Source organism: Peptacetobacter hominis (genome assembly GCF_006861675.1).
GTDB lineage: Bacteria > Bacillota > Clostridia > Peptostreptococcales > Peptostreptococcaceae > Peptacetobacter > Peptacetobacter hominis.
Genome location: NZ_SGJB01000006.1, coordinates 91532 through 116292, shown reverse-complemented (window position 1 = coordinate 116292; position 24761 = coordinate 91532). Strand labels below are relative to the sequence as shown.

Annotated in this window: 23 protein-coding genes and 1 other annotated feature; all 23 genes read left to right on the top strand. The window is 32.9% G+C overall.

The features are described from left to right. Positions 1-235: 235 nt before the first annotated feature. The 23 genes from EXD82_RS04685 (at position 236) to EXD82_RS04575 (ending at position 24750) form a co-directional block, all read left to right on the top strand. The gene (locus tag EXD82_RS04685) at positions 236-1210 is read left to right on the top strand and encodes a sulfurtransferase (RefSeq protein ID WP_142535756.1); all 975 of its coding nucleotides are present in this window, start codon (positions 236-238) and stop codon (positions 1208-1210) included. 14 nt (positions 1211-1224) lie between these two features. Next, positions 1225-1971, top strand: coding sequence for a TVP38/TMEM64 family protein (locus tag EXD82_RS04680; RefSeq protein WP_142535755.1), 747 nt, complete (start codon positions 1225-1227; stop codon positions 1969-1971). A gap of 162 nt (positions 1972-2133) precedes the next feature. Further along, positions 2134-3117, top strand: a complete 984-nt coding sequence (locus EXD82_RS04675) for a uroporphyrinogen decarboxylase family protein (protein ID WP_142535754.1) — start codon at positions 2134-2136, stop codon at positions 3115-3117. Between the two features lie 23 nt (positions 3118-3140). After that, positions 3141-4436, top strand: coding sequence for an ABC transporter substrate-binding protein (locus tag EXD82_RS04670; RefSeq protein WP_142535753.1), 1296 nt, complete (start codon positions 3141-3143; stop codon positions 4434-4436). Positions 4437-4521: 85 nt separating this feature from the next. Further along, positions 4522-5391 (top strand): carbohydrate ABC transporter permease, encoded by an 870-nt coding sequence (locus EXD82_RS04665; RefSeq protein WP_142535752.1) that lies wholly within the window; start codon positions 4522-4524, stop codon positions 5389-5391. Beyond that, positions 5384-6229 (top strand): carbohydrate ABC transporter permease, encoded by an 846-nt coding sequence (locus tag EXD82_RS04660; RefSeq protein WP_142535751.1) that lies wholly within the window; start codon positions 5384-5386, stop codon positions 6227-6229. Before EXD82_RS04665 ends, EXD82_RS04660 begins: the two co-directional genes overlap by 8 nt. A 13-nt stretch (positions 6230-6242) precedes the next feature. Continuing rightward, complete coding sequence (locus tag EXD82_RS04655) at positions 6243-7364, top strand: ABC transporter ATP-binding protein (RefSeq protein ID WP_142535750.1); 1122 nt, start codon at positions 6243-6245, stop codon at positions 7362-7364. Between the two features lie 19 nt (positions 7365-7383). Then, entirely contained in the window at positions 7384-8223 is an 840-nt protein-coding gene (locus tag EXD82_RS04650) for a uroporphyrinogen decarboxylase family protein (RefSeq protein ID WP_142535749.1), read from the top strand. Positions 8224-8243: 20 nt separating this feature from the next. Beyond that, positions 8244-8891: a corrinoid protein gene (locus tag EXD82_RS04645; protein WP_142535748.1), complete on the top strand. Its 648-nt coding sequence runs from the start codon at positions 8244-8246 to the stop codon at positions 8889-8891. Positions 8892-8908: 17 nt separating this feature from the next. Beyond that, positions 8909-9925 (top strand): uroporphyrinogen decarboxylase family protein, encoded by a 1017-nt coding sequence (locus EXD82_RS04640; RefSeq protein WP_142535747.1) that lies wholly within the window; start codon positions 8909-8911, stop codon positions 9923-9925. Beyond that, positions 9925-11520 carry an ASKHA domain-containing protein gene (locus tag EXD82_RS04635; protein WP_142535746.1) on the top strand — a complete coding sequence of 532 codons (1596 nt, stop codon included), beginning with the start codon at positions 9925-9927 and terminating at the stop codon, positions 11518-11520. Before EXD82_RS04640 ends, EXD82_RS04635 begins: the two co-directional genes overlap by 1 nt. 169 nt (positions 11521-11689) lie before the next feature. Then, positions 11690-12322 carry a cyclodeaminase/cyclohydrolase family protein gene (locus EXD82_RS04630; RefSeq protein ID WP_142535745.1) on the top strand — a complete coding sequence of 211 codons (633 nt, stop codon included), beginning with the start codon at positions 11690-11692 and terminating at the stop codon, positions 12320-12322. A 1-nt stretch (position 12323) separates the two neighbouring features. Next, complete coding sequence (locus tag EXD82_RS04625; protein ID WP_142535744.1) at positions 12324-13184, top strand: bifunctional 5,10-methylenetetrahydrofolate dehydrogenase/5,10-methenyltetrahydrofolate cyclohydrolase; 861 nt, start codon at positions 12324-12326, stop codon at positions 13182-13184. 23 nt (positions 13185-13207) lie between these two features. Beyond that, positions 13208-13876 carry a methylenetetrahydrofolate reductase C-terminal domain-containing protein gene (locus EXD82_RS04620; RefSeq protein ID WP_142535743.1) on the top strand — a complete coding sequence of 223 codons (669 nt, stop codon included), beginning with the start codon at positions 13208-13210 and terminating at the stop codon, positions 13874-13876. A 30-nt stretch (positions 13877-13906) separates the two neighbouring features. Then, positions 13907-14794, top strand: a complete 888-nt coding sequence (locus EXD82_RS04615; protein ID WP_142535742.1) for a methylenetetrahydrofolate reductase — start codon at positions 13907-13909, stop codon at positions 14792-14794. Positions 14795-14811: 17 nt separating this feature from the next. After that, complete coding sequence (hisJ, locus tag EXD82_RS04610; RefSeq protein WP_142535741.1) at positions 14812-15603, top strand: histidinol-phosphatase HisJ; 792 nt, start codon at positions 14812-14814, stop codon at positions 15601-15603. A gap of 164 nt (positions 15604-15767) precedes the next feature. Next, a complete protein-coding gene (locus tag EXD82_RS04605; RefSeq protein ID WP_142535740.1) occupies positions 15768-17333 on the top strand; it encodes a ClC family H(+)/Cl(-) exchange transporter in 1566 nt (521 codons plus the stop codon). Between the two features lie 32 nt (positions 17334-17365). Beyond that, positions 17366-19261 (top strand): ATP-dependent helicase, encoded by a 1896-nt coding sequence (locus tag EXD82_RS04600; RefSeq protein ID WP_142535739.1) that lies wholly within the window; start codon positions 17366-17368, stop codon positions 19259-19261. 189 nt (positions 19262-19450) lie between these two features. Further along, positions 19451-19657, top strand: a binding site (T-box leader). A 284-nt stretch (positions 19658-19941) separates the two neighbouring features. After that, positions 19942-20766 (top strand): transporter substrate-binding domain-containing protein, encoded by an 825-nt coding sequence (locus EXD82_RS04595; protein ID WP_142535738.1) that lies wholly within the window; start codon positions 19942-19944, stop codon positions 20764-20766. A gap of 63 nt (positions 20767-20829) precedes the next feature. Then, positions 20830-21642: a transporter substrate-binding domain-containing protein gene (locus EXD82_RS04590; protein ID WP_142535737.1), complete on the top strand. Its 813-nt coding sequence runs from the start codon at positions 20830-20832 to the stop codon at positions 21640-21642. 35 nt (positions 21643-21677) lie between these two features. After that, positions 21678-22349, top strand: coding sequence for an amino acid ABC transporter permease (locus EXD82_RS04585; RefSeq protein WP_142535736.1), 672 nt, complete (start codon positions 21678-21680; stop codon positions 22347-22349). Between the two features lie 29 nt (positions 22350-22378). After that, entirely contained in the window at positions 22379-23104 is a 726-nt protein-coding gene (locus tag EXD82_RS04580) for an amino acid ABC transporter ATP-binding protein (RefSeq protein WP_142535735.1), read from the top strand. A gap of 491 nt (positions 23105-23595) precedes the next feature. Further along, positions 23596-24750, top strand: a complete 1155-nt coding sequence (locus EXD82_RS04575; RefSeq protein WP_142535734.1) for a cysteine desulfurase family protein — start codon at positions 23596-23598, stop codon at positions 24748-24750. Positions 24751-24761 lie beyond the last annotated feature (11 nt).

The following is a 24761-nucleotide window of genomic DNA, read 5'->3' as shown; positions in this document are numbered from 1 at the left end:
TTTACAACCACTATTTACTGATAACAAGAAAAAATGCTGTCGCAAAACGTTATAAAAAACGTTAATGCGACAGCACCATTTTTATATAACATTTGAATTATAGATAATTAAATTTCTATATATAGAAAAAAACTATACACATTAAAAATAGTATAGCTTTAAACTATTAGAATAAAAGGCTTTCCAAGAATATAATAAAAGTGGGAATAATTTATAAATTTGGAGGGCTTATATTATGAAAATCAAGTCAAAAAAAATTATGTCATTATTTTTAGCATCAGTACTTGCAGGAAGTATGTTTGTTGGATGTAGTAAACAGGAGGATACATCTTCTTCTGAAGAAACTGCTCAGACAGAGACTACATCAGCTACTACAAAAGATGAATATACTTTTGACAACAACGAGTATTTTACAAGTATAACATGGCTTAAAGACAATATGGAAAGCAATGATAAGCTTGTAATAATCGATGCGAGAGCTGATAAAGATTATAATAAAGGTCATATACCAGGAGCAATAAATGTTATATGGCAGGCTCTTGCAAATGTTGAAGGAAAAGCAGGAGACAAAGACTGGGGAACTCTTCAGGATGCAGAAACTCTTTCTAAAACACTTTCTTCATTTGGAATATCAAATGACAGTCAGGTTGTAGTTTATGCTGCAAAAGATGGATGGGGAGACGACGGTAGAGTTGTATGGTGTTTAAAAAGAGCTGGAATAGATGCAAGAATGTTAAATGGTGGAATAAACCTATGGGAAGCTGAAGGAAATGAAATGAGCAAAGATGCTGTTACTCCAGAAGCAACTGAATGTACAATTTCAGAAATAAAACCTGATATGAACATAACAACAGAAGATCTTAAAAAAGAATATGACAGTCTAAAAATTATAGATGCCAGAGCAGAAGATGAGTACAATGGTGCTGTAAACTTTGGAGAGGCAAGAGGAGGACATCTTCCAGGAGCTATAAGTATACCATTTACTGAATTATACAATGAAGATGGAACTATAAAATCAAATGAAGAAATAGAAGCTATAATGACTGAAGCAGGAATAAATAAAGATGATGCAGTTGTTACATACTGTACAGCAGGTATAAGATCTGCATATATGGCACTTGTAATGACAAATGCTGGATATACTAATGTAAGAAACTATGATGCATCATTCTATGAGTGGGCAGCTGACGAAGCTAATGAGCTTGAATAATCGAGAGGAAAAATATGAAGGAAAATAAAGAAATAAAAGAGAACGTTAAAAGAGAAAAAACAAGAGAGGAAAAAATCAAAAGCTGGGGTATAAAAATAGGTGTACTTTTAGTGATATTAGGAATATATTTCTTTGTAACACCTGTAAAGGTATTTATAAACCAGATGATATTCTATTTATCAATGCTTGACCTTGAGTCGCTTAAACAGTATATACTTTCATTTGGGCCTATAGCACCGATAATATCATTTATACTGATGCTTTTACAATCTGTAGCAGCACCTCTTCCTGCATTTATGATAACATTTACAAATGCAGCATTATTTGGATGGGTATGGGGAGCCGTACTTTCATGGTCAAGTGCAATGGCAGGAGCAGCATTATGTTTCTATATTGCAAAATTCTATGGAAGAGAAGTTGTAGAAAAGCTTACAAGCAAATTTGCTATAGATAGTATAGATGAATTCTTTGATAAATATGGTAAGTATGCAATACTTGTATGTAGACTTCTTCCTTTTATGTCTTTTGACATAGTCAGTTATGCAGCAGGACTTACTTCTATGAAGTTTTTACCGTTTTTCATAGCTACAGGAATAGGTCAGTTACCGGCAACTATTGTTTACTCATATGTTGGTGGTATGCTTACAGGTGGAGCTAAGTTATTTGTGACAGGACTTCTTGTACTGTTTGCACTTACAGTATTTATATATATGTTTAAGCTTATATATAATGATAGAAAGAAAAAGAAAAGTATTAACTAAATAATATATAATAAAATCCCTTACATAAAATAATGTAAGGGATTTTAATTATACAAAAAAACTATACATCTATAAAAAATAACAATTTGAATAGTAATGTATAAAGATTTAATATATAAATATATAAGTATGTTTAATTTTACATAGAAGAGGTGAGATTTATTGAAAAAACTTCTTGAAGAAATAAAGAATTCAAAAAAAAGATTTATATACCCTCAAATGGGCGGCATGGGTCTTATGCTTACGAATTATACCATGTATGAGGTATATAAAGATTCAGATAAGCAACTTGAAATTGCTAAACTTATAGAGGAAAAATTTCCTACAGATTTTACATATACAGTAGATTTTGGAACAATATTTCAGGATGCAATAGGTTTAGAAATGAAAAAACCTGAAAGAGATTTTCCAAGTACTATAGAAAATAGAATAAAGAGTATAGAAGATATAGAAGAAATTAAGAATATAGATGTAAGAAAGGATGGTTTATTTCCTATATATCTTGAATCTATAAACAAGATAAGATCATGTATAGATAAACCACATATGGTTGCTGTTGTTGGACCATTGACTTTATCAGGTGAACTTTCTGGCTTGGAGTATATTTTAAGATCTTCAATAAGAAATAAAGAGTTTTTTAACGAAATTATAAAATATACATCAGAAATTATAAAAGAATTCTGTCTAGCAGCTATTGAAAATGGAGCTGATGTAGTCCAGATATCAGAACCTGTAATGAGTATAATGAGGCCATCTATATATCAAAATACAGTACAGAAATATCTGAAGGATATCATAAATGAAATTAATAAAAAAGCAGTATCTTCTCTTCATGTATGTGGAGATACAAGAAAATATATGAATATGATGGTGGAATCAGGGGCTGAGATTCTTAGTTTAGATCAGATAATGGATATGGAATGGGTAATAAAAAATGTACCGGACGATGTCTTTGTAGCAGGAAATCTTGATCCTGTGGAAGTAATGGAAAATGGAAATTATGAAAGTGTATACAAAGAAGCGGCTAATCTTATGAAAATAATGAAAGGTCATAAAAACTATATGATGTCATTTGGATGTGATTGTCCACTTGATACCCCAATTGATAATATGTTGGCAGTAATAGATGCTGTCAATGAATTATAAATAAAGAAAGGAGCAATTATATAATGAAACTGAAAAAACTTTTAGCTGTGCGGATGGCTGGTATAATGTCTATATCAATGATAGCTTGTAGCAGTGGAAACACAGAAAAAGAAGCAAGTACAGATAAGCCTTATGCAGGGGAGGAAATAACTGTACTTTTACCGCCTTGGTATGAAGAAGGAATTACAGCTGCAATACCTGATTTTGAGGAAAAAACAGGTATAACTGTAAATCTTGAAATAATGGAATGGGATGCATTAAAAGACAGAATAGTTACTTCATGTTCAAGTGGAAAAGCTCCTGCTGATGTTACTGAATTCAGCTGGGACTGGGTAAGTACATTTGGAGCATCTGGATGGTATGAACCACTTAACGATTATATGGATGAGTCTTTCTGGGAAGATTGTATAACAAAGGAATCTTATAATTATGATGGAAATTACCTTGCAGTTCCTATATATAACGACTTCAGAATGACTTATGTAAATAAGGATGATTTCAAAAAAGCTGGAATTGATGAAGTACCAGCAGATGCGGATAAAATTCTTGAAGCTGCTAAAAAAATAAAAGAAAGCGGAGCGGAAGAATATCCGATATCTTTACCATTATCAGCAACAGCAGGAACAACTACTCCATGGTTTATGCTTACAAAATCTATGGGTGGAGAGTTGTTTGATGAAAACTATAAACCTCTTTTTACAGACAAAGAATCAGCAGGATATAAAGCCATGAAATGGATAATGGATGCATATGAAGCTGAACTTGTAGATCCGGCAGCAGTAGATTATCAGGGAACTGATATAGTTGATCATTACAAAAATGGTGATGGAAGTATAGATATAGCTGGTTGGTCTGGAAATGTAACAGAATACTTTAATAAAGAAAAAAGTTCTATAGCAGACAGTGTTGAAGTAATCAAGGTGCCAGGGGCAAATGGAGAAACTCGTACATATAGTTTATTAGAGGGTGTAGGAATACCATCTTCAAGTGAACATAAGGAAGCTGCAGCAGAGTTTATAAAATATATAAATACAGAAGACTTCCTAAAAACATTCTTTACAGATTATGGAATATTCCCTAGCAGTCAGAAAGTAATAGACAGTCTTATAGAATCAGGAGATCTTCCAGGTGGAGAAATAGTATCTGAGGTTCTTGGAACTATAGAACCATTATTCCCACAGGGAGCACCTGAATGGTATGGAACATGGGAAGGTGAAACTGCTACAATAATGAACCAGATGGCCAAAGGAGAACTTACTCTTGATCAGGGACTTCAGGCTATAGCAGATTCAGCAGAAAAATTAAACTCAGAAAAATAGGAAATAATATTAGAGGGAAGCAGAAATAATTTTCTGCTTCTTTCTGAATTTAAAAGATTTTATTATTAATTAAAGAGGTGAGTTAATGAAAAAAAAAGAAAAGCAGCTTTATTTATGGCTTATACCAATGGTGATTTTTCTGGCAGGATTTGTTCTTGCACCTCTTATTGTTACTATTAAAGACAGCTTTTTTTCTGTAAGTCTTCTAAATATGAATGATAAAGAATTTGTTGGTATGGTAAACTATATAAATTTATTCAAGGATAGAAATGTAATAAAGGCTTTTTCAAATACAAGTTTTTATCTTATAACAGCTCTTATAGCGGAAACATTACTTGGACTTATATTTGCTTATATACTTAAAGAAAAGTTTAAAGGTCATGGAATTGCAGTTGCAATTTTAATATTGCCGTGGGCTCTTCCACCGCTTGTAAATGGTATAATGTGGAAACTTATATTTGATCCATCTATAGGAATGATAAATACTTTTCTTATGAAGTTAGGTATTATATCAGATGCTATTATATGGCTCAATAACCCTAAATTATCTAAGATATGTATAATATTAGTACATGTATGGAGAATGGTACCACTTATAACTATTATATTTATGGCAAAAATGAAATCTATTCCAAAGGAAGTATTTGAGGCTGCTACAATAGATGGTGCCAGTAAAATAAAACAATTTTTTACAATAATACTTCCAAGTGTAAGGAGTGTTTTTATAATAACTCTTGTTCAGGGATGTATAGGAGCATTTCATTTATTTGATGAAGCGTACTCTATGACTGGAATAGCATACGATACAAGAAGTCTTCTTATACAAAATTATTTAACAGCATTCAGAGAATATGACTTAGGAAAAGGTATGGCACTATCACTTGTTATATCATTCAGTCTTATAGTAGTTATGATTATTCTTAATTTTATAGTAAGGAGAAGTGTTGATGATTAATAGAAAAAACAACATAATAAAAATAATAATAGTTTTTATTATTTTATCTTTATACAGTATACTACCAATAAGCTGGATGATAAGAACCAGCTTTTTGGAAAAAGCTGATTTATATGATATATCCAGTATCATGATTGGAAAGGAATATACACTTGGTTATTATAAGGATATTTTTGGTATAGATGGTGGAAACATACTTGTTGCGAGAAATTTTAAAGAGGCATTTATAAACTCGCTTGTAACTTCTATTATAGCAACAGCAATAATATGTATAATTGCTGTTCTTGCTGGATATGTTTTTGCCAGAGTAAAAACAAAATTATCCAGATTCTTATTTTCATTGCTTTTGGTAACGATGGTTCTTCCGGCATACAGTGTAATGATACCTCTTTATAAGATAATGATGTCAATATCACTTCTGGACACTATTACAGGTGTAGTACTTATTTATATATCAGCATATATGCCACTTGCAATATGGATAATGAAAAATTTCTTTGAATCTATACCCGAAGAAATAGAAGAGGCGGCACAGATTGATGGAGCTTCAAAACTAAAATCGATGTTTATAGTATTACCTATGATAGCACCAGGAATAATTGCTTCGGCAATAATAAGTTTTTTGAGTTCATGGGGACAGTATGCAATACCACTTGTATTTGCGACTTCAGAAGCACAGCCATTAACAGTTTTTCTTACAACATTAAATGAAAAGGCAAGTATAAATTTCGGGCTTATAAGTGCAGGTGGTATTATATCAATAATTCCTCCAGTACTGATAGTAATTTTTCTTAATAGATATCTTGTTGGTGGCCTTTCAAAAGGTGCTATAAAGTAAAGGAGTAATAAATATGGCAGAGATAAAACTTGAAAAGATATATAAAAAATATGGAAACAGTAAAGATAATACAATAGAAAATCTTAATCTTAAAATAAATGACAAAGAATTTATGGTATTTGTAGGACCATCAGGTTGTGGAAAAACAACTCTTTTAAGAATGATTGCGGGACTAGAGGAAGTTTCATCAGGTAATATATATATAGATAGTCAGGATGTTACAGAAATGGAACCAAAAGAAAGAGATATAGCAATGGTATTTCAGAATTATGCACTTTATCCACATATGAGTGTATTTGGAAACATATCTTATCCTCTAAAACAAAAGAGAAAAATAGTTAATGAAAATGGAAAAGAAGAGTATATAAAATATAGTAAATCTGAGATTGAAGATAAAGTAAAAAAAATAGCGGAAAGCCTAAATCTTACAAAACTTTTAAAAAGAAAACCAAAGGAACTTTCTGGTGGAGAAAGACAAAGAGTAGCTTTAGCAAGGGCTATGGTAAGAAATCCAAAAGTTTTCCTTATGGACGAGCCATTATCTAATCTAGATGCAAAACTTAGAACTCAGACCAGAGGAGAAATATTGAATCTACACAAAACTATAAATACAACTTTTATATATGTAACACATGATCAAACCGAAGCCTTGACTATGGGTGATAGAATTGCAGTTATAAATAAAGGTAAAATAATGCAATTAGATTCTCCGGAAGAATTGTATAATAATCCTCAGAATATCTTTGTTGCTGAGTTTATAGGAAATCCACAGATGAATATGATAGATGGTGTACTGGAAAAAGATAATATTATTGATATTATAGATCTTGGAATAAAGCTGAAATCATCAACTCCTATAAATGCAGAGATAAAACCTGTTATAGGAATAAGACCTGAAAATATAAGTATATCAGAAAGTAAAGGAATATTAGTTTCTAAGGAGTATGTTGAATTTACAGGTAATGAAAAAATTCTGCATGTATACAAAAATGATTTAAAAATCAGGCTTACAATTGACCAAAATGTGGAAGCCAGAGAGAATATTATTATTAATCTTAATACTGAAAAAATAATGTTATTTGATAGTATTACAGGACGTAGAATAAATACGTCATTTGAAATGGTTGAAATATAGCATAAGGAATAAAATAAAGATGATTTTAAACAGATGTATAAAAAAAGATATAGAGTATACGGATGATAAAATAAAGAATTTGTTTCCCAAAGCATATACAGATTATAGAGATATGATAAAAATATGTATATATGAATCTAAAAGAGATAAAAGCGGGTACTGTACAATACCTATATCAGAGATGGTATTCACGGAAGCTATAGGTGGGATAACAGATATAAGCTATAAAGATAATACTGTAAAGTGTTCAAGATATAGATATGAAAGTATTGGTGAAATGTTAGAAAATATATCCATGGATATGGACATAAAGCAGTTATTAGAAACAATGAAATTATGTGAGAAACTTTTAGAAGAAAACATAGACTATATATTTAATATTTCAGGAATAATGTCAGTTATGGATTCAATGATAGATATAACAAAAGTACTGAAAGCTACAAGAAAAGAAGCAGACACATTGAAAATTCTTTTTAATATAATAGAAAAGTATATGGTTGAGTATATACAGAAGGCATTTGAAAATGGAGCAAGAATAATAAGTTACTCAGATCCTCCACTTATGAAGGATATTATAGGTCCAAAACGGGCTGTATGGATTGCAGAAAATTTTACAGTTGATTTTATAAAAAAGTTATTAAAAATTATGCCTAATGATGCAGTTTTGCATCTATGTCCGAAAACAGTTGAACTTTTAGAGTATATGGATGTAATAGAATTGGAAAATACAGATTTGATTGAGAAAATGTACTATAGTGAAGCTGTAAAAAAAATGTCTGAATCTGCAGATATAGTTGCAGGAATGTGTATAAATAGTAGAATGACTATAAAAGAAATAAATGTAGTAAAACTTAAATAGAGATATAGGGAGGTTAACAAATGAGTAGGAAAGAAGAAATAATAAAAGCGCTATCAGATGGCGTACTTGAGATGGAAGAAGATGTCGTTGCGGATCTTTCAAATGAGTATATAAGCCTGGGATATCCTGTTGAAGAAGCTATTACTGAAGGTCTTATAGACGGTATGAATAGAGCGGGAGTTTTATATGATGAAGAGGAATACTTTATAACGGATATACTTCTATGTTCAGATGCGATGTATGCTGGACTTGACATAATGAAGCCATATATGGAGGATAAATCATCTGAATCTAATAAGATAAAAGCTGTTATAGGTGTTGTTGAGGGGGATACACATGATATAGGTAAAAATCTTGTAAAAATTATGATGGAAACTGCTGGATTTGAGATGATAGATCTTGGAAGAGATGTATCAGCTGAAACGTTTATAGATACTGTTAAAAAAGAAAATGCAGAGTTATTATGCATGTCTACTCTTATGACTACAACAATGTCTGGAATGTCAGATGTTATAAAAAAACTAAATGAAGAGGGAATAAGAGAAAAAGTAAAGATTATGATAGGAGGAGGTCCTGTATCAAAAAGATTTGCTGATGAAATAGGAGCGGACGGATACTCTTCAAATGCTGTGGAAGCTGTAAAACTTGCGAATAGTCTCATAAAATAGTAAAGGGGGTAATGTTGATGTCAACAGCTAAAGAAAGATTTGAGAATGCAGTACATATGAAAAATATTGATCGCCCTCCTGTAATATGTCCGGGTGGAATGATGAATATGGTTACATCAGAACTTATGAAAGAAATACATGTATATCTTCCTGAAGCACATCACAATGCAATGAAAATGGCAGAGCTTGCAAAGGGAGTATATAATATAGGTTGCTTTGAAAATGTAGGTGTACCATTCTGTATGACTGTAGAAGCGGAAGAAATGGGAGCTTCTGTAGACTTTGGATCAGATGTATTTGAACCACATGTTACAGAATATGTCATAAATTCAGTTGATGAATTTTATAAGCTTAAAGAGATAGATGTAAAAAAAGGAAGAAGTAAAGTTGTAACAGATGCAATAGAAATTCTTAAAAAAGAACTTAAAGATGTTCCTGTAGTGGGGAATATAACAGGACCAATAAGTACTGCTGGTTCGGTAATGGAGCCTGTAGTATTGTATAAAGAAATGAGACGAAAAAAAGACAAAACCCATGAATTTATGGAATTTATAACAAATCAGTTAATTAAATTTACAGAGGCACAGATTGAGGCAGGAGCAGATGTTATAGCTATATCTGATCCAAGTGGAACGGGAGAAATACTTGGTCCGAAATTATTTGATGAATTTGCAGTTGAATACATAAACAGAATCGTTGATGTAGCAAAGAAACATGGTGTATATACTATAGTGCATATATGTGGACAGATGCATAGTGTATATGAACAGGTAAACAAAATAAATTCAGATGTTCTTAGTTTTGATTCAATAGTTCCAATGTCTGAGGCTAAAGAAAACCTAAAAGGAAGAGTTATTATGGGAAATGTAAGCACCTATGCTCTTGAATTTGCAGAACCTGAGAAAATAGCAACTCTTACAAAGCTATGTATAAAAAATGGCAGCGATATCATATCACCGGCATGCGGACTGGGTATGAAAACACCTCTTGTAAATATACAGGAAATGATAAAAAGTGTAGAGGAGGATAGATAATGTCTTTTATAAAAATATCAGATGGAAGTATAATTGAATATTCTGATGGGAAAAGGCTGATGGATGTCCTTCTGGAAAATGGAGTATTTGTGGAGAATCCATGTAATGGAAATGGAACATGTGGTAAATGCAAAGTAAAAATAATATCTGGAAATACTGATGAAATAACAGATGCCGAAAAGAGTATACTTAAAAAAGAAGAAATTGAAAAAGGAATAAGGTTATCCTGCCTTTTAAATGCTTATGGAGATTATGAAATTGAAAATAATAGTGGGCACAAAAATTATAAGGTTTTAAGCAGTGGATATATACCAGAGTTTGAAATTGATTCTGATAAAGATGGATATGGAATAATTGTAGATATTGGAACCACAACAGTTGCTATGGGAATAATAAACCTTGCAAATGGGAATGAAATAGGAAAAATGACAAAAATAAATCCACAGAGAAAATATGGTTCAGACGTTCTTACTAGAATAACATATGAATATGAAAATCCAGATAATGGGGTCGAAATAATGCAGAAGTCAATTGTAGAATGTATTAATGAACTTATTGACGAGATATGTTCAAATACCGATATGGAAAAAGAAAAAATAAAAGAAATTCTCATCTCTGCGAATTGTACAATGACTCATATGCTTTTAGGAGAAGATGCAAAATCGTTAGGAAAATATCCATATGAGCCTGTATTTAAAAATGCTATAAGAAAAAAAGCTTCTGCTATAGGAATTATGCCGGGATACAATACAGATTTGTACTGCATAGCACAGGTATCAGCATTTATAGGGGGAGATATAGTATCTGGGGTATATGCATGTGAACTTGAAAAGAGAAAAGGAAATATACTATTTATAGATATAGGAACAAATGGAGAGATAGTGCTTTCAATAGATGGAAAAATGGCGTGCTGTTCATGTGCTGCTGGTCCAGCTCTTGAAGGAATGAATATAAGTTGCGGAATGAGTGCAGCTGATGGAGCTATAGAAGATATAAAAATAACTGAAGAAGGAATAAAATTAAAGGTTATAGGAGATAAAAAACCTCTTGGAATATGTGGAAGTGGGATTTTATCAGCTATAGAGCAGATGATAAAGCACGGGATTATAGATAAAAGAGGTACTTTTATAAAAAAAGAGTCTATAGCAGAGGATGATTATAGATATTCAATGATTAAACTCAATGGTAATAAAAGAGAATTTATAATAAGTAAGGATCCTGAAATTACAATAACTCAATCAGATGTAAGACAGGTACAACTTGCAAAAGGAGCTATTTTATCAGGATTTAAAGCATTATTAAAAGAAGAAAATATTGATATGAAAGAACTTGATAAGGTTCTAATAGCAGGACAGTTTGGTTCACACCTTACTGTTGAGTCATTAACTGGTACAGGTATTTTGCCATTTGAAGTATCTGATAAAATCGAATATATAGGTAATACATCAAAATCTGGAGCATATATGGCACTTATGTCAGAAAAGGCAAAGGATGATATGGAAAAGCTTGGTAAAGAAATGAATTATGTAGAGTTAGCAGTTGTTGACGGATATGATAAAATCTTTAGAGATAGTATGAAGTTTCCTGTTGTATAATTGATTTTAAATTAGAGAGTCTATAAAAATTATAGAGTCTCTATTTTTTAATAATAAAAATGATATAAGATGTATAAAATTGTCAGAAAAATTTATATTCACTAATTATATTATATGTAATATAATAGACAATAAGACTGACAAAATGCATTAAAAAGGTGGCGATATAGTGAAAATAATAGAAAAAAACTGTATAGAATTTATAGATGAGCTATCATCAAAAAGCCCTGTTCCAGGTGGAGGAGGAGCATCTGCACTTGTAGGAGCAATAGGTGTAGCTCTTGGAAATATGGTGGCAAACCTTACAATAGGAAAAAAGAAATACAAGGAATACGAAGAAGAGATAAAAGAACTTTTAGACGAGGCAAAGCATCTTGAAAGAGAACTGCTTGAAATGGTGGATGAAGATGCAAAATGTTTTATGCCTCTTTCAAAAACATACGGACTTCCTTCAAATACTGAAGAAGAAAAAAAATACAAAGAGGAAACAATGGAAAAAGTTCTGAAAGAAGCATGTGAAGTTCCATACAGAGCAGCAAAGACTTGTTACAGAGCTATAAAAATACATCAGAGTATGGTTGATAAATCATCAAAAATAGTAATAAGTGACATAGGTGTGGGAGTTCAGTGTCTGAGATCCTGTCTACTTGGTTCTCAGCTCAATGTAAAGATAAATACAATGTCTATGAAGGATAGAGAATACGCTGAAAAAATATCAAAGGAAGTAAATGAGATAACAGATGAAGGTATAAGAATATGTGATGAGGTATTCGAACGTGTCATAGAGATAATGGAGGGGTAAGATGAAAGAGTGTACAATTATAAAAGGAAAGCCTGTTGCAGATAGAATAACAGAAGAAGTAATAAAAGATGTTGAAAAACTTAAAGTATCGGGAATTGAACCTTCACTTGCAATAGTTAGAGTTGGAGAAAATCCTGATGATATGTCATATGAAAGAGGCGCTGTGAATAGATGCGGGAAAACCGGCATAAATGTAGTGAATGTTGTACTTTCAGAGGATATATCAGAACAGGAGTATATAAAAGAGATAGAAAATCTCAACGAAAGAAATGATGTAAATGCAATACTTTGTCTAAGACCTCTTCCAAAGCATATAGATGAAAATAAAATAAAAAATATAATAGAACCTTCAAAAGATGTGGATTGTTTCAGTTCTATAAATACAGCGAAGGTATTTGAGGGAGACAAGACAGGTTTTCCTCCGTGTACTCCTTCTGCAGTAGTTGAAATACTAAAATACTACGATATAAATCTAAGTGGTGCAAAAGTCGGTGTTGCAGGAAGATCTATGGTAGTTGGAAAGCCGGTTTCAATGCTGCTTATGGATGAAAATGCGACTGTAAAAATATGTCATTCCAGAACCCAAGATATGGAAAAGGAATTATCTGATTCGGATATAGTAATAGCGGCTATAGGAAAAGCAGAGATGATAGACTCAAAATATATAAAAGAAGACGCTGTTGTAATAGATGTAGGTATAAACGTCAATTCTGAAGGAAAACTATGTGGAGATATTGATGCAGATTCAGTTATGAAAAAAGCTGGAATGCTTACACCTGTACCAGGAGGAGTGGGTTCAGTAACGACATCGGTTCTTGCAAAACATGTTGTAAAAGCCTGTAGACAGCAGAATGGATTATAAAAATATATTAGGGAAGTGATACAATGATTGTTTCCGGAAATAAACCTTTTGAAGAGATAATGGAATTTCTGAAAGAACATAAAAGTGTATTTATTCTTGGATGTAAAAGATGTGCCACCGTATGTAAAAGCGGTGGTGAGGAACAGGTAAATGAAATGAAGGAATTACTTGAAAAAGAGGGTAAGAAGGTTACAGGAACTCTTATCCTCGATCCTGGATGTACACTTTCAAAGACTAAAAAAGACCTGAATAAATACAGTGATATAATAGAGAATACAGATGCACTTTTATCTATGGCATGTGGAGATGGAACACAGACCGTAGCTAAAATAATAGAGGACAAACCTGTGTATCCGGCAAATGATACTCTATTTATAGGGGAGGCTCAGATGCTTGGAAGATACGAAGAGGCGTGTAGAGCATGTGGAGAATGTCAGCTCGGATGGACTGGAGGAATATGTCCTGTAACATCTTGTGCAAAGGGACTTCTCAATGGAGCATGTGGTGGTGCAGACAAAAACGGAAAATGTGAAGTAAATCCTGAGATGAGTTGCGCATGGATAAAAATATACAAAAGACTTGAGAGAATAAATCAGCTTGATAATCTTCTTATGATAAGAGATGAGAGAGATTATTCAAAACTCAACAGAAAAAGAGATATAAAAATGAAAGATATGAATACGAGAAGATAGGATTCGTATTATAAAGACGGAGATGGTAGTTTGAGCAGATTAAAGGATAAATTGGAAAGCGGTAAATTTGCAGTAACCTGTGAAGTTGCACCACCAAAAGGAACAGATTTAACTCACATAAAAGAAAGTATAGAGATATTAAAACCTTTTGTAGATGCGATAAATGTAACAGATTTTCAGTCTGCTGTTGTGAGAGCTAGTTCACTTGTAGTTTGCAGGCTTCTTATTGATAATGGAATAGAACCTGTTTTTCAGATTACAGGAAGGGATAGAAACAGAATAGCTATACAGGGAGAACTTCTCTCTGCAGGAATTTGTGGAATAGAAAATGTATTTGCAATAACAGGAGACCACACATCTAAAGGAGATCATCCTCAGGCAAAAAATGTATTCGACCTCGATAGCATAAATATACTGAGAGTATGTGAAAAAATATCCGCCGGGACAGATATGAACGGAAATAAACTTGATGGAAATCCTGTATTTTATGCAGGAGCTGCAGTTACACCGAGTTTTTCACCTATAGAGATACAGATTATAAAAATGAGAAAAAAAATAAAGGCTGGGGCTAAATTCTTTCAGACACAGGCTGTGTACGATATTGAAACAGCCAGAAGATTCAGGGAGCTTACAAAGGATTTTGACTGTAAAATACTAATAGGCATTGTGCCGTTAAAATCACCAAAGATGGCTCAGTTTTTAAATAATAATATACCAGGGATAGAAGTTCCCGATGAAATAATAGAAAGAATGGAAAAAGCAGGAAAAGATAACTTCAGAAGCGAAGGTATAAAGATAGCCGGAGAATTTATAAAAAAGCTAAAAGAAGAAAATCTATGCGATGGAGTTCATATAATGCCTGTTGGTGCAGAAAAAAGTGTACCTGAAATTATCAGAATAGCCGGAATATATGATTAGACGGAGGGATTAATAAAATGAAAAAGGATGGTCATATACATACAGAATTCTGTCCTCATGGAACAGATGATGCGATTGAAAAATACGTTGAAAAAGCGATAAAACTTGGTTATGATGAAATAACTTTTACTGAGCATATGTGTTATCCTGAAGGATTTAAAGATCCTTCTCCAGCAAATGACAGTGTACTATTATCCGAGGATATAGATAAATATATTGAAAGGATAAAGGATTTAAAAGAAAAGTATAAAAAAGAAATCAAGATAAATCTTGGATTTGAAGTAGACTTTATAGAAGGGCTTGAGGAAAAAACAAAAGAACTTCTCAACAGATATGGAGAAGCAATAGACGATGCAATACTTTCTGTTCATATTGTAAAAGTAGGAGATACATACAGATGTATAGACTTCAGCAAGGAAGAAACTCAGAAACTGATAGAAGAAACTGGTGGAATAGACAAACTATATAAAAGATATTACGAGACTTTAAAACTTGCAGTTGAAAGTGACCTTGGGAAATATAAACCTAAAAGAATAGGACATTTTAATCTGATTAGAAGATTCTGCAAAGAATTCCCATATGATTACAATGAACAGAGAGAAATTATAGAAGATATTATGAAAATTATATCTGAAAAAGGATATGAGCTTGATTTCAATGTTGCAGGACTTAGAAAAGAAGGATGCGGAGAGCTTTACATAGATGGATTTGTAAGAGAAATGGCGGATAAATACAATGTCAAAATGGTTCTGGGTTCAGATTCCCATACAGCTGATACAATTGACGATTACAGTGAATATATAAAATAAAAATTGCACCTCTTTTGAGAGGTGTTTTTTTATTGATGTATTTATGAATATATGTGACTTTAGTTGTATTAAGTCAAAGCATAGCAGATAAAAATAAAGCCTCAGATTTATATACACAAAGTATGTTATACTATAATGTGGAAAAAATAAACGGGAGTATGGGTATGTATAAAAAAACAAGAAATATATCAGAGATATTCTGGAGGATAAGAAATATAAAATATAGACTTATAAGAGATTCGCTTATAATAGGGGCTGTTACAGGTGCAATAATCGTAATGTATCGCATAGGTGCAGCGTGGCTTGGAGAAATATTCAATGGAATATATGCTTCAGGTGGAAAAAATATACATCTTATTCCATTTATATTTGCTGGACTTATATTGATTTCACTTGTTGTATCGGAATTTGTAAAAAGAGAGCCTATGATTTCGGGAAGTGGTATACCACAGCTTGAGGGGATACTATCGAGAAGATTAAGTATAAACCGGATAAGAGTTCTTATTTATAAATTTATAGGTGGAATGATATGCCTTGGTGCCGGACTTTCTGTGGGAAGAGAAGGACCTTCAGTACAGATGGGGGGATGCATAGGAGAGACATATTCAAAAAAAACTGGTAAGCTCGACCATGAGGAGATTTATCTTACTACATGTGGGGCGAGCGCAGGGCTTTCTGCAGCATTTAATGCACCTATGTCTGGAGTTATGTTTGCGCTTGAAGAGGCGCATAAAAATTTCTCTCCTCTTATACTTTTGTCTGCAATGACAGCATCACTTACAGCTGATTGTGTGTCAAAACAGTTTTTTGGAATTGTACCGTCACTTGAATTCAGCCGGCTTGAAATAATGCCGATAAAATACTACTGGGTTCTTATAATTCTGGGAATAATTATAGGAGTAAGTGGTGTTTTTTTCAATAAAGGTCTGATTTTTACACAGAGTGTATTTAGAAAAAGTAGATTTGACAATAGGATAAAAATAGCTATACCTTTTGTGATAACAGGAATAGCGGGTATACTATGTTCTGATATGATCGGTGGGGGACACGAACTTATAATGTCGCTTCAGGAGAAGAATTTTGCATTATGGATACTGATAATATATTTAGTTGTAAAATTTATGCTAACATTTATATGTTTCGGATCAGGTGTACCTGGTGGAATATTTTTCCCGCTTCTGGTACTTGGAGCCCTTGGGGGAAATATAGTTGGAATAATAGCGATAAAATATATGGGTATACCGTCTGTATTTCTGATGAATTTTATAGTACTTGCAATGGCGGGGCATTTTGCAGCTATTGTAAAGGCTCCGATAACCGGAATAATATTAATATCTGAAATGACTGGATCTCTTGCACATCTTCTTCCTCTTGCGGTTGTGGTTTTATCTGCACAGATAACATCTGATGTTTTCAGTTCAGCCCCTATCTATGAAAGTCTTCTAGACAGAATTCTGGAAAGAAAACACGAAGCAAATGAATACAAAGGAGCATCAAAACAGAAAACACTGCTTGAAGTATCAATAGATATGAACAGTTATGCTGATGGAAAAAGTATAGGGGAAATAGACTGGCCAGAAACAGCGCTTATAGTGGCTGTAAACAGAGGCGAAAAAGAGATAATACCTCATGGATATACAAAACTTATACATGGAGATTTGATAACGGTTATGACTTCACAGGACAGTTCTCCTGAAGTTCTGGAAGAGTTAAAAAGAATATCCAGCTGATATAAATATTTCAGGTGAAAAGAGGTGATAATTTGAATATAGAAAATCTGAACGACAATCAGAAAAAAGCTGTACTGCATACTGATGGACCATGTCTTGTACTTGCAGGACCTGGATCTGGAAAAACAAGGGTAATAACATATAGAATAGCAAATATGGTTATAAATGAAAATATTGCGCCTACGAGAATTCTTGCAATCAGCTTTACAAGAGCATCGTCTATGGAAATGAAAAATAGGGTTCTTGAAATATCCAATGATCCAAGGCTTTTAAAGGTAACATACGGGACATTTCACTCTGTGTTTTTTAGAATGCTTAGATACTTTGAAAATCTTCAACTTAAAAATATTCTGGATGAAAAGGAAAAGAGATATATTATCAGAGGAATAATAAAAAATCTGAGGATAGAAAATGCTGATGATGACGATACGGTTACAAGGATTATAACAGAGATATCATACATAAAAAATGAACTTATGGACAAAACAAAATTTGTATCGTCAGTTCTTGATAGAGAGGATTTTTCAAGACTTTATAGTATGTATGAAATGTACAAGAAAAAGGTCAGCAAAATAGATTTTGACGATATGCTGATAATGACTTACAAGATGCTTAGAAATAGTCCACAGAAACTTGATTTTGTAAGACAGGTATACAGATATATACTTATAGATGAGTTTCAGGATATAAACAGAGTGCAGTTTGAAATAATAAGAATGATAGCCTCTCCGTTAAATAATATATTTGCTGTTGGCGATGAAGATCAGAGTATATATGGATTCAGGGGAGCGAGACCTGATTTTCTTATAGAGTTTGAAAAATATTTTGGGGGTACCGAAAAAATTCTTCTTGATATAAACTACAGGTCGAACTCTGAGATTATAGAAATATCAAACAATCTAATTAAAAATAATAAAAACAGATTTGAAAAGACTATAAAATGCGCTCTGGGAAATGGAGCAGATATAAGATATAAAATACCATACGATCCTGAAGAAGAGGCATCAGAAACTGGAAAAGAAATTGCCCAGATGGTAAAAGATGGAATACGGGATTACAGTGACTTTGCAGTTATATACAGAACGAATATACAGTCGAGAGCGCTTGTAGACGCATTTATGAATATGAGAATTCCTTTTATAGTCAAAGATGCTGCTGTTACAATATACAATCACTGGGCAGTAAGCGATATAATGGCATATCTTAGACTTTCTCTAAATCCAGATATACCAGCAGATTGGGAGAGGATAATAAATAGACCTCTGAGGTATATACCAAAAGCATCTATAGCAAAAGCCAAGGCATCGGATAATTTTATAGGCACACTTCTCGACGACGATAATCTGAAAAAAATTCAAAAAAGAGGAATCGAGGAACTGGATATAGATATGAGCTATATAAAAGGGCTCAATCCTAAAAATGCAATATCGTATATAAGATCTACACTCGACTATGACAGATATGTGCTCGATTACTGCCGGAACAGAAAAATCAAGCCGGGTGGAATAATAGAGATAATAAACGAGTTTGAAAGTTCTGCAGTTAATTTCAGTACTATAGAGGAATTTTTCTCACATATAGAACAGGTTAAAATAAGTGCCGAGGAAAATAGTATGAACAATCGGGAATACGGGGTTACATTTACGACAATGCACAGTGCAAAAGGACTTGAATTTGACCATGTGTATATAATCGGCGCATGTGAAGGTATATCACCTCATGAAAAGACACTTGATGAGGATGATGATGAGAAAAAAGAACAACAGATTGAAGAGGAAAGAAGGCTTATGTATGTGGGAATTACAAGAGCCAGAAAGAGTGTATGTGTAAGTTCTCCTAAAAACAGATACTCAAAGAAAATATCTGAATCCAGATTTGTATCTGAAATGAAAGGAATACAGGAAAAAAGAATAAAAATAAAAATATAGAAAAATAGTTAGTTCATATGTCATATAGACTGGTATTGGATAAAATATAGATTTTTGATTTTATAATGTCCTGAAAACGATTTTGAAACCGAAGTTTTTTGCATTTTTGAAAAAATTAAAAAAACTTCAAAAAATATGTTGACAAAATATTTCGATATGCGTATAATAAAATCATCAACTGAACGAGATATAAATCCAATGAAAAAGAGAGTAGCCTGAATGGAGTTTCAGCGAGCTGGAGAATGGTGTGAGTCCAGTAACAAAGTACAGTGTGAAGAGAGCTTTAGAGGAGACTACCGGAAATTAGTATGGTAGTAGGTTTCCCGCCTTAAGGGTTTGAGAGGGTAGGTTTTTACTTATCAATAAGAGTGGTAACGCGGTTAATTCGTCTCTTGGTCTTCGGGCTAAGAGGCTTTTTTTATTGAAGCGATATTACTAGAGGGCTATCATAGAGATTATAATTAATGAAAGTAAAAATCTCCAATAAGAGTGGTAACGCGGTCGATTCGTCTCTTAGTCTAAAGGCTAGGAGTTTTTTTATTCGCAAAATCCATTTTTAGAAAATTCAAACTAAAGGAAATAATGAGATTTAAGTCGTTTAGACGATAAAACTACCAATATACCAAAAAACTAAAAACAAAACTAAAAAAAGGAAAAAAACTAAAAAAGGAGTGTTTACTATGAAAATGAAAAAATTATTAGGATTAGGAATGGCAGCAATATTATCGTTAGGAATGGTAGCATGTAGCTCAGGAGGAGAAGAAACTGAAGCAGCAAACAAACTTGAAGCAGTAAAAGAAAGCGGAAAACTTGTTGTAGGTTTATCAGCAGAATATCCTCCATTTGAATTCCATTCAACAGTAGATGGTGAAGATAAGATAGTAGGTGTCGATGCAGACCTTGCAGCTAAAATAGCTGAAGAGATAGGAGTAGAAGTTGAATTTAAGGAAATGTCATTTGACGGACTTATAGGTGCTCTTAACGCAGACAAAATAGACATTATACTATCAGGAATGTCACCAACACCTGAAAGAGAGAAAAATGTTGACTTCTCTGATTTATACTATGTAGGTAAAAATATAATAGCAGTTCAGGAAGGAAAAGAAGATTCTATAACATCTCTTGATCAGTTAAAAGGAATGAAAATAGCAGTACAGAAAGGTTCTATACAGGAAGGTTTCGTACAGGAACTTGGATGTGAATCTATAAAATCTCTACAGGCTATCCCAGATGTTATGACAGAACTTAAAAACGGTAATGTTGATGCAGTAGTTGTAAATGATACAGTTGGTCTTTTAAGTATGCAGGAAATGGGTGGAATAGTAGAAGCTAATTTCAAACTAGACAGCTCTAATTCAGAAGAAGGTATGGCAGCAGCAATAAACAAAAAAGATGATAATGCTGAATTCCTTGAAGTAATAAACAAAGTTGTAAATGACTTCAAAGCTAACGATTTTGAAAAATCATTACAGAATAATATAGATCTTGCAACTCAGGGAGCTTAATCCCCTGACTGCAGGACTGTAGCTGGTGAGGAATTCAAATAGGATGAAGGGAGAAATTTTATTATGAAAATGAAGAAACTAATGGGTATAGGTATGGCAGTTTTATTATCAATGAGCATGGTTGCATGCAGTGGCGGAAATGATACAGAGTCTGCCGAAAAACTTGATCAGATAAAAGAAAGTGGAAAACTTGTAGTAGGTATGTCAGCTGATTACCCTCCATTTGAATTCCACAGTACAGCTGGAGGTACAGATGAAATAGTAGGTGTCGATGCAGACCTTGCAAAGGCTATAGCTGAAGAAGCCGGAGTAGAGGTTGAATTTAAGGAAATGGCATTCAGCGGACTTGTAGATTCTCTAAAAGCTGATAAAGTCGATATGGTAATATCAGGAATGTCTCCAACTCCAGAAAGAGAAAAACAGGTTGATTTCTCTGATATATACTACACTGGACACAACGTTCTTGTAGTAAGAAAAGGTGATGAAAACACTACAAAATCAGATGAAGATGTAAAAAATATGAAACTTGCAGTACAGAAAGGTTCTCTACAGGAAACATATGTAACAGGTTTAGGATGCACTTCATTCAAGGCACTTGAAGCTATACCAGATGCTATGGCAGAACTTAAAAACGGAAATGTTGACGGTGTCATAGTAAATGATACAGTTGGTATGATAAACGTAAATCAGATAGATGGAATAGCATTATCAGCATATGAACTTCCAGAAAGTGAAACTGAAGAAAGTATGGCAGTTGCAGTAAATAAAGGAAATAATAAAGCATATTTAGAATTAATAAACAAAGTTATAGAGCAGTTCAAAGCCGATGGATTAAATAAATCACTTGAAGAAAATACAGCTCTTGCGGCTGAATAGGAATTTCTCTTGTAACTTGGAGAGGAGATTAACACATGAGTTTTGATTTTATAGGACCATATTTACCGACTTTTATAAAGTCTACAATGACGACAATAGAAGTATCTTTTATAGCCCTTTTCTTCGGGTTTATAATAGGACTTATACTTTGTCTTGGAAAACTTTCAAATAATAAGATATTCAAGGTATTATCTAGTGTATATGTAGAGGTTATACGTGATACACCACTTCTTGTACAGCTTTCTATCATATACTATGGACTGCCTCAGATAGGGATAAACTTCCCAAGTATATTTGGTATACCTAGTGATTTTATAGCAGGTTCATTTGCACTTTCTATAAATTCAGGTGCATACATAGCAGAAATAATGAGATCTGGAATACAGTCAGTTGACAAAGGACAGATGGAAGCGAGTAGATCTCTTGGACTTAATTACTGGGCTACAATGAGATATGTAATAGTGCCACAGGCAATAAAAAACATACTTCCATCACTTGCGAATGAGTTCGTTGCGCTTGTAAAAGAGTCAGCAATACTTTCATTCATAGGTGTAATAGATATAATGTTCACAGCTAATACAGTTAAGAATGCTACATATGACAGTTTTGGACCATATCTATTTGCGGCTGCAATATACTTTGTACTGACATTTGCACTTTCAAAACTTGTCGGACTTCTTGAAAAGAAAATGGCGGCCTCTAACTAGTTACAAAAGAGAGGAGTTAAGTGATATTTATGATAACATTAAAAAATCTGGAAAAATCATTTGGAAATCATAAGGTACTTAAGGGAATAGACCTTGAGATAGAAAAAGGTGAAATACTTGTAATAATAGGTCCTAGTGGATCTGGAAAGAGTACAGTTCTAAGATGTATGAACCTTCTTGAAACACCAACAAGTGGGGATGTAATATTTGAGGGAAAAAGTCTTGTAGATAAATCCACTGATATAGATGAAGTAAGACAGAAAATAGGAATGGTATTTCAGAACTTCCATCTATTCCCACACAAGACAATACTTGAAAATATAACACTGGCACCTGTTACACTTAAGAAAATGACAGTTGATGAAGCAAATAAAAAAGCTGAACAGCTTTTAAAAAGGGTAGGTCTTCTTGATAAAAAAGATACTTATCCGGCACAGCTTTCAGGTGGACAGAAACAGAGAATAGCAATAGCAAGAGCACTTGCTATGGAACCGGATATGATGCTATTTGACGAACCTACATCAGCACTTGACCCTGAAATGGTAAAAGAAGTTCTTGATGTTATAAAAGAGCTTGCTGAAGAGGGAATGACAATGGCAATAGTTACTCACGAGATGGGATTTGCAAAAGAAGTTGCGGATAGAGTAATATTTGTCGATGATGGAAAAATACTTGAAGAAGGTACTCCAGAAGAAGTATTCAATAACCCTAAAAATGATAGAACAAAGGATTTCTTTGCTAAAGTTCTTATATAATAAAAAAGTTACCAGACTTAAACAGGTTTTATATATTTGCAGAGGGATAATTCCCTCTGTTTTGCTGTACATGAAAAAATTATATCCAAGTTAAATAAGAATTTAATATGCATATAATAATGGACGCAAAAAAAGGAGCTCGGGGTAAGCTCCTTTTTTGTGTCACAACTTCCGTAATTGCGACTGAAAAAGTTAATAAACATAAAATATATCCTGATAAAGGATACTGGGAATAGATATATTAACTAATTGGGGTTACCAGGGGGATAACCTCAATCTCATTATAATAAAATACAAAATAAAAAGCAATACGTTTTTTATGAAATGATATCATCAATAAAAATATTTTATTTGTAGATATAATAGATAAAGATTATCAATTTTGAAAATATATAAATAGTTAAATTTAGGATGTATATATTAAAAATAGAATAAAAAGATGATATAATATATAGATATGTATAAAATACGATGAAAAGCAGGTGATATAAATGGAGATGTATCTTGATAATAGTGCAACTACCAAACCATACCCGGAAGTTGTCGATATAATGATAAAATCTCTTACAGAAAAATATGGGAATCCGTCTGCAGCTCACAGAAAAGGACTTGAAATAGAAAAAGATATAAAAGATATAAGAAGAAATATAGCCAGAACAATAGGAGCGAAGGAGAAGGAAATAATATTTACTTCGGGCGGAACAGAAAGTAATAATACAGTTCTAAGAAGCTGTGCTGAAATTTATGGTAAAAGAAAAAAACATATAATATCCACAAAGATAGAGCATCCATCTGTGCTTAACACACTTGAATACCTTGAAAAAAAAGGATATAAAGTGACATATCTCGAGGTAGATGAAAAAGGTATGATATCAGAGGATGAACTTAGAAACAGTCTTTCTGAAGATACGTTACTTGTAAGTATAATGTATGTAAACAATGAAGTAGGTTCTGTACAGCCTATAAAAAAACTTGTAAATATAGTTAAAGAGTTTGACAATGAGATAATTTTCCATACAGATGCGGTACAGGCATATGGAAAGCTGGATATAAAGGTACCTTCATTAGGTATAGATTTTATGAGTGTAAGTGGACATAAGTTACATGGACCAAAAGGAATAGGGTTTATGTATATAAAAGATGGAGTAAGAATAAATCCTCTTGTAACAGGTGGAGGTCAGGAATCCAATCTTAGATCCGGAACAGAAAATACACCTGGAATATATGGTCTTGGAAAGGCTGTAGAGATTACATTTGCAGACCTTAAAGGTCATATATCAGAAATGGAGAGAAAGAGAAATCTATTAAAAGAACTTATAGAGGAAAAAATAGATGGATTAAAAATAAACTCTCCTGAAAATGGAGTATGCCATATATTAAATATTTCATTTGAAGATATAAGAGGAGAAGTGCTTTTACATTATCTTGAACAGAAAAATGTATATGTATCCACAGGATCGGCCTGCTCATCAAAGAAAAAAGGAAGTCATGTCCTTAATGCTATGAGGCTTTCTCAGGATGAGATAGAGGGAGCGATAAGATTCAGTATATCTGAAATGAACGCAGATGAGGAAATAAAAAATGCTGTTGATATATTATGTGAATCTGTGGATGAACTTAGAAGTATAATAAGACTTAGAAAATAGGAAAGAGGTGC

Bases quoted from the DNA above. Each gene is read 5' to 3' on its own strand.
- EXD82_RS04685 (WP_142535756.1), top strand. From the start codon at position 236: ATGAAAATCAAGTCAAAAAAAATTATGTCATTATTTTTAGCATCAGTA.
- EXD82_RS04680 (WP_142535755.1), top strand. From the start codon at position 1,225: ATGAAGGAAAATAAAGAAATAAAAGAGAACGTTAAAAGAGAAAAAACA.
- EXD82_RS04670 (WP_142535753.1), top strand. From the start codon at position 3,141: ATGAAACTGAAAAAACTTTTAGCTGTGCGGATGGCTGGTATAATGTCT.
- EXD82_RS04665 (WP_142535752.1), top strand. From the start codon at position 4,522: ATGAAAAAAAAAGAAAAGCAGCTTTATTTATGGCTTATACCAATGGTG.
- EXD82_RS04660 (WP_142535751.1), top strand. From the start codon at position 5,384: ATGATTAATAGAAAAAACAACATAATAAAAATAATAATAGTTTTTATT.
- EXD82_RS04655 (WP_142535750.1), top strand. From the start codon at position 6,243: ATGGCAGAGATAAAACTTGAAAAGATATATAAAAAATATGGAAACAGT.
- EXD82_RS04650 (WP_142535749.1), top strand. From the start codon at position 7,384: ATGATTTTAAACAGATGTATAAAAAAAGATATAGAGTATACGGATGAT.
- EXD82_RS04645 (WP_142535748.1), top strand. From the start codon at position 8,244: ATGAGTAGGAAAGAAGAAATAATAAAAGCGCTATCAGATGGCGTACTT.
- EXD82_RS04640 (WP_142535747.1), top strand. From the start codon at position 8,909: ATGTCAACAGCTAAAGAAAGATTTGAGAATGCAGTACATATGAAAAAT.
- EXD82_RS04635 (WP_142535746.1), top strand. From the start codon at position 9,925: ATGTCTTTTATAAAAATATCAGATGGAAGTATAATTGAATATTCTGAT.
- EXD82_RS04625 (WP_142535744.1), top strand. From the start codon at position 12,324: ATGAAAGAGTGTACAATTATAAAAGGAAAGCCTGTTGCAGATAGAATA.
- EXD82_RS04620 (WP_142535743.1), top strand. From the start codon at position 13,208: ATGATTGTTTCCGGAAATAAACCTTTTGAAGAGATAATGGAATTTCTG.
- hisJ (WP_142535741.1), top strand. From the start codon at position 14,812: ATGAAAAAGGATGGTCATATACATACAGAATTCTGTCCTCATGGAACA.
- EXD82_RS04605 (WP_142535740.1), top strand. From the start codon at position 15,768: ATGTATAAAAAAACAAGAAATATATCAGAGATATTCTGGAGGATAAGA.
- EXD82_RS04595 (WP_142535738.1), top strand. From the start codon at position 19,942: ATGAAAATGAAAAAATTATTAGGATTAGGAATGGCAGCAATATTATCG.
- EXD82_RS04590 (WP_142535737.1), top strand. From the start codon at position 20,830: ATGAAAATGAAGAAACTAATGGGTATAGGTATGGCAGTTTTATTATCA.
- EXD82_RS04585 (WP_142535736.1), top strand. From the start codon at position 21,678: ATGAGTTTTGATTTTATAGGACCATATTTACCGACTTTTATAAAGTCT.
- EXD82_RS04580 (WP_142535735.1), top strand. From the start codon at position 22,379: ATGATAACATTAAAAAATCTGGAAAAATCATTTGGAAATCATAAGGTA.
- EXD82_RS04575 (WP_142535734.1), top strand. From the start codon at position 23,596: ATGGAGATGTATCTTGATAATAGTGCAACTACCAAACCATACCCGGAA.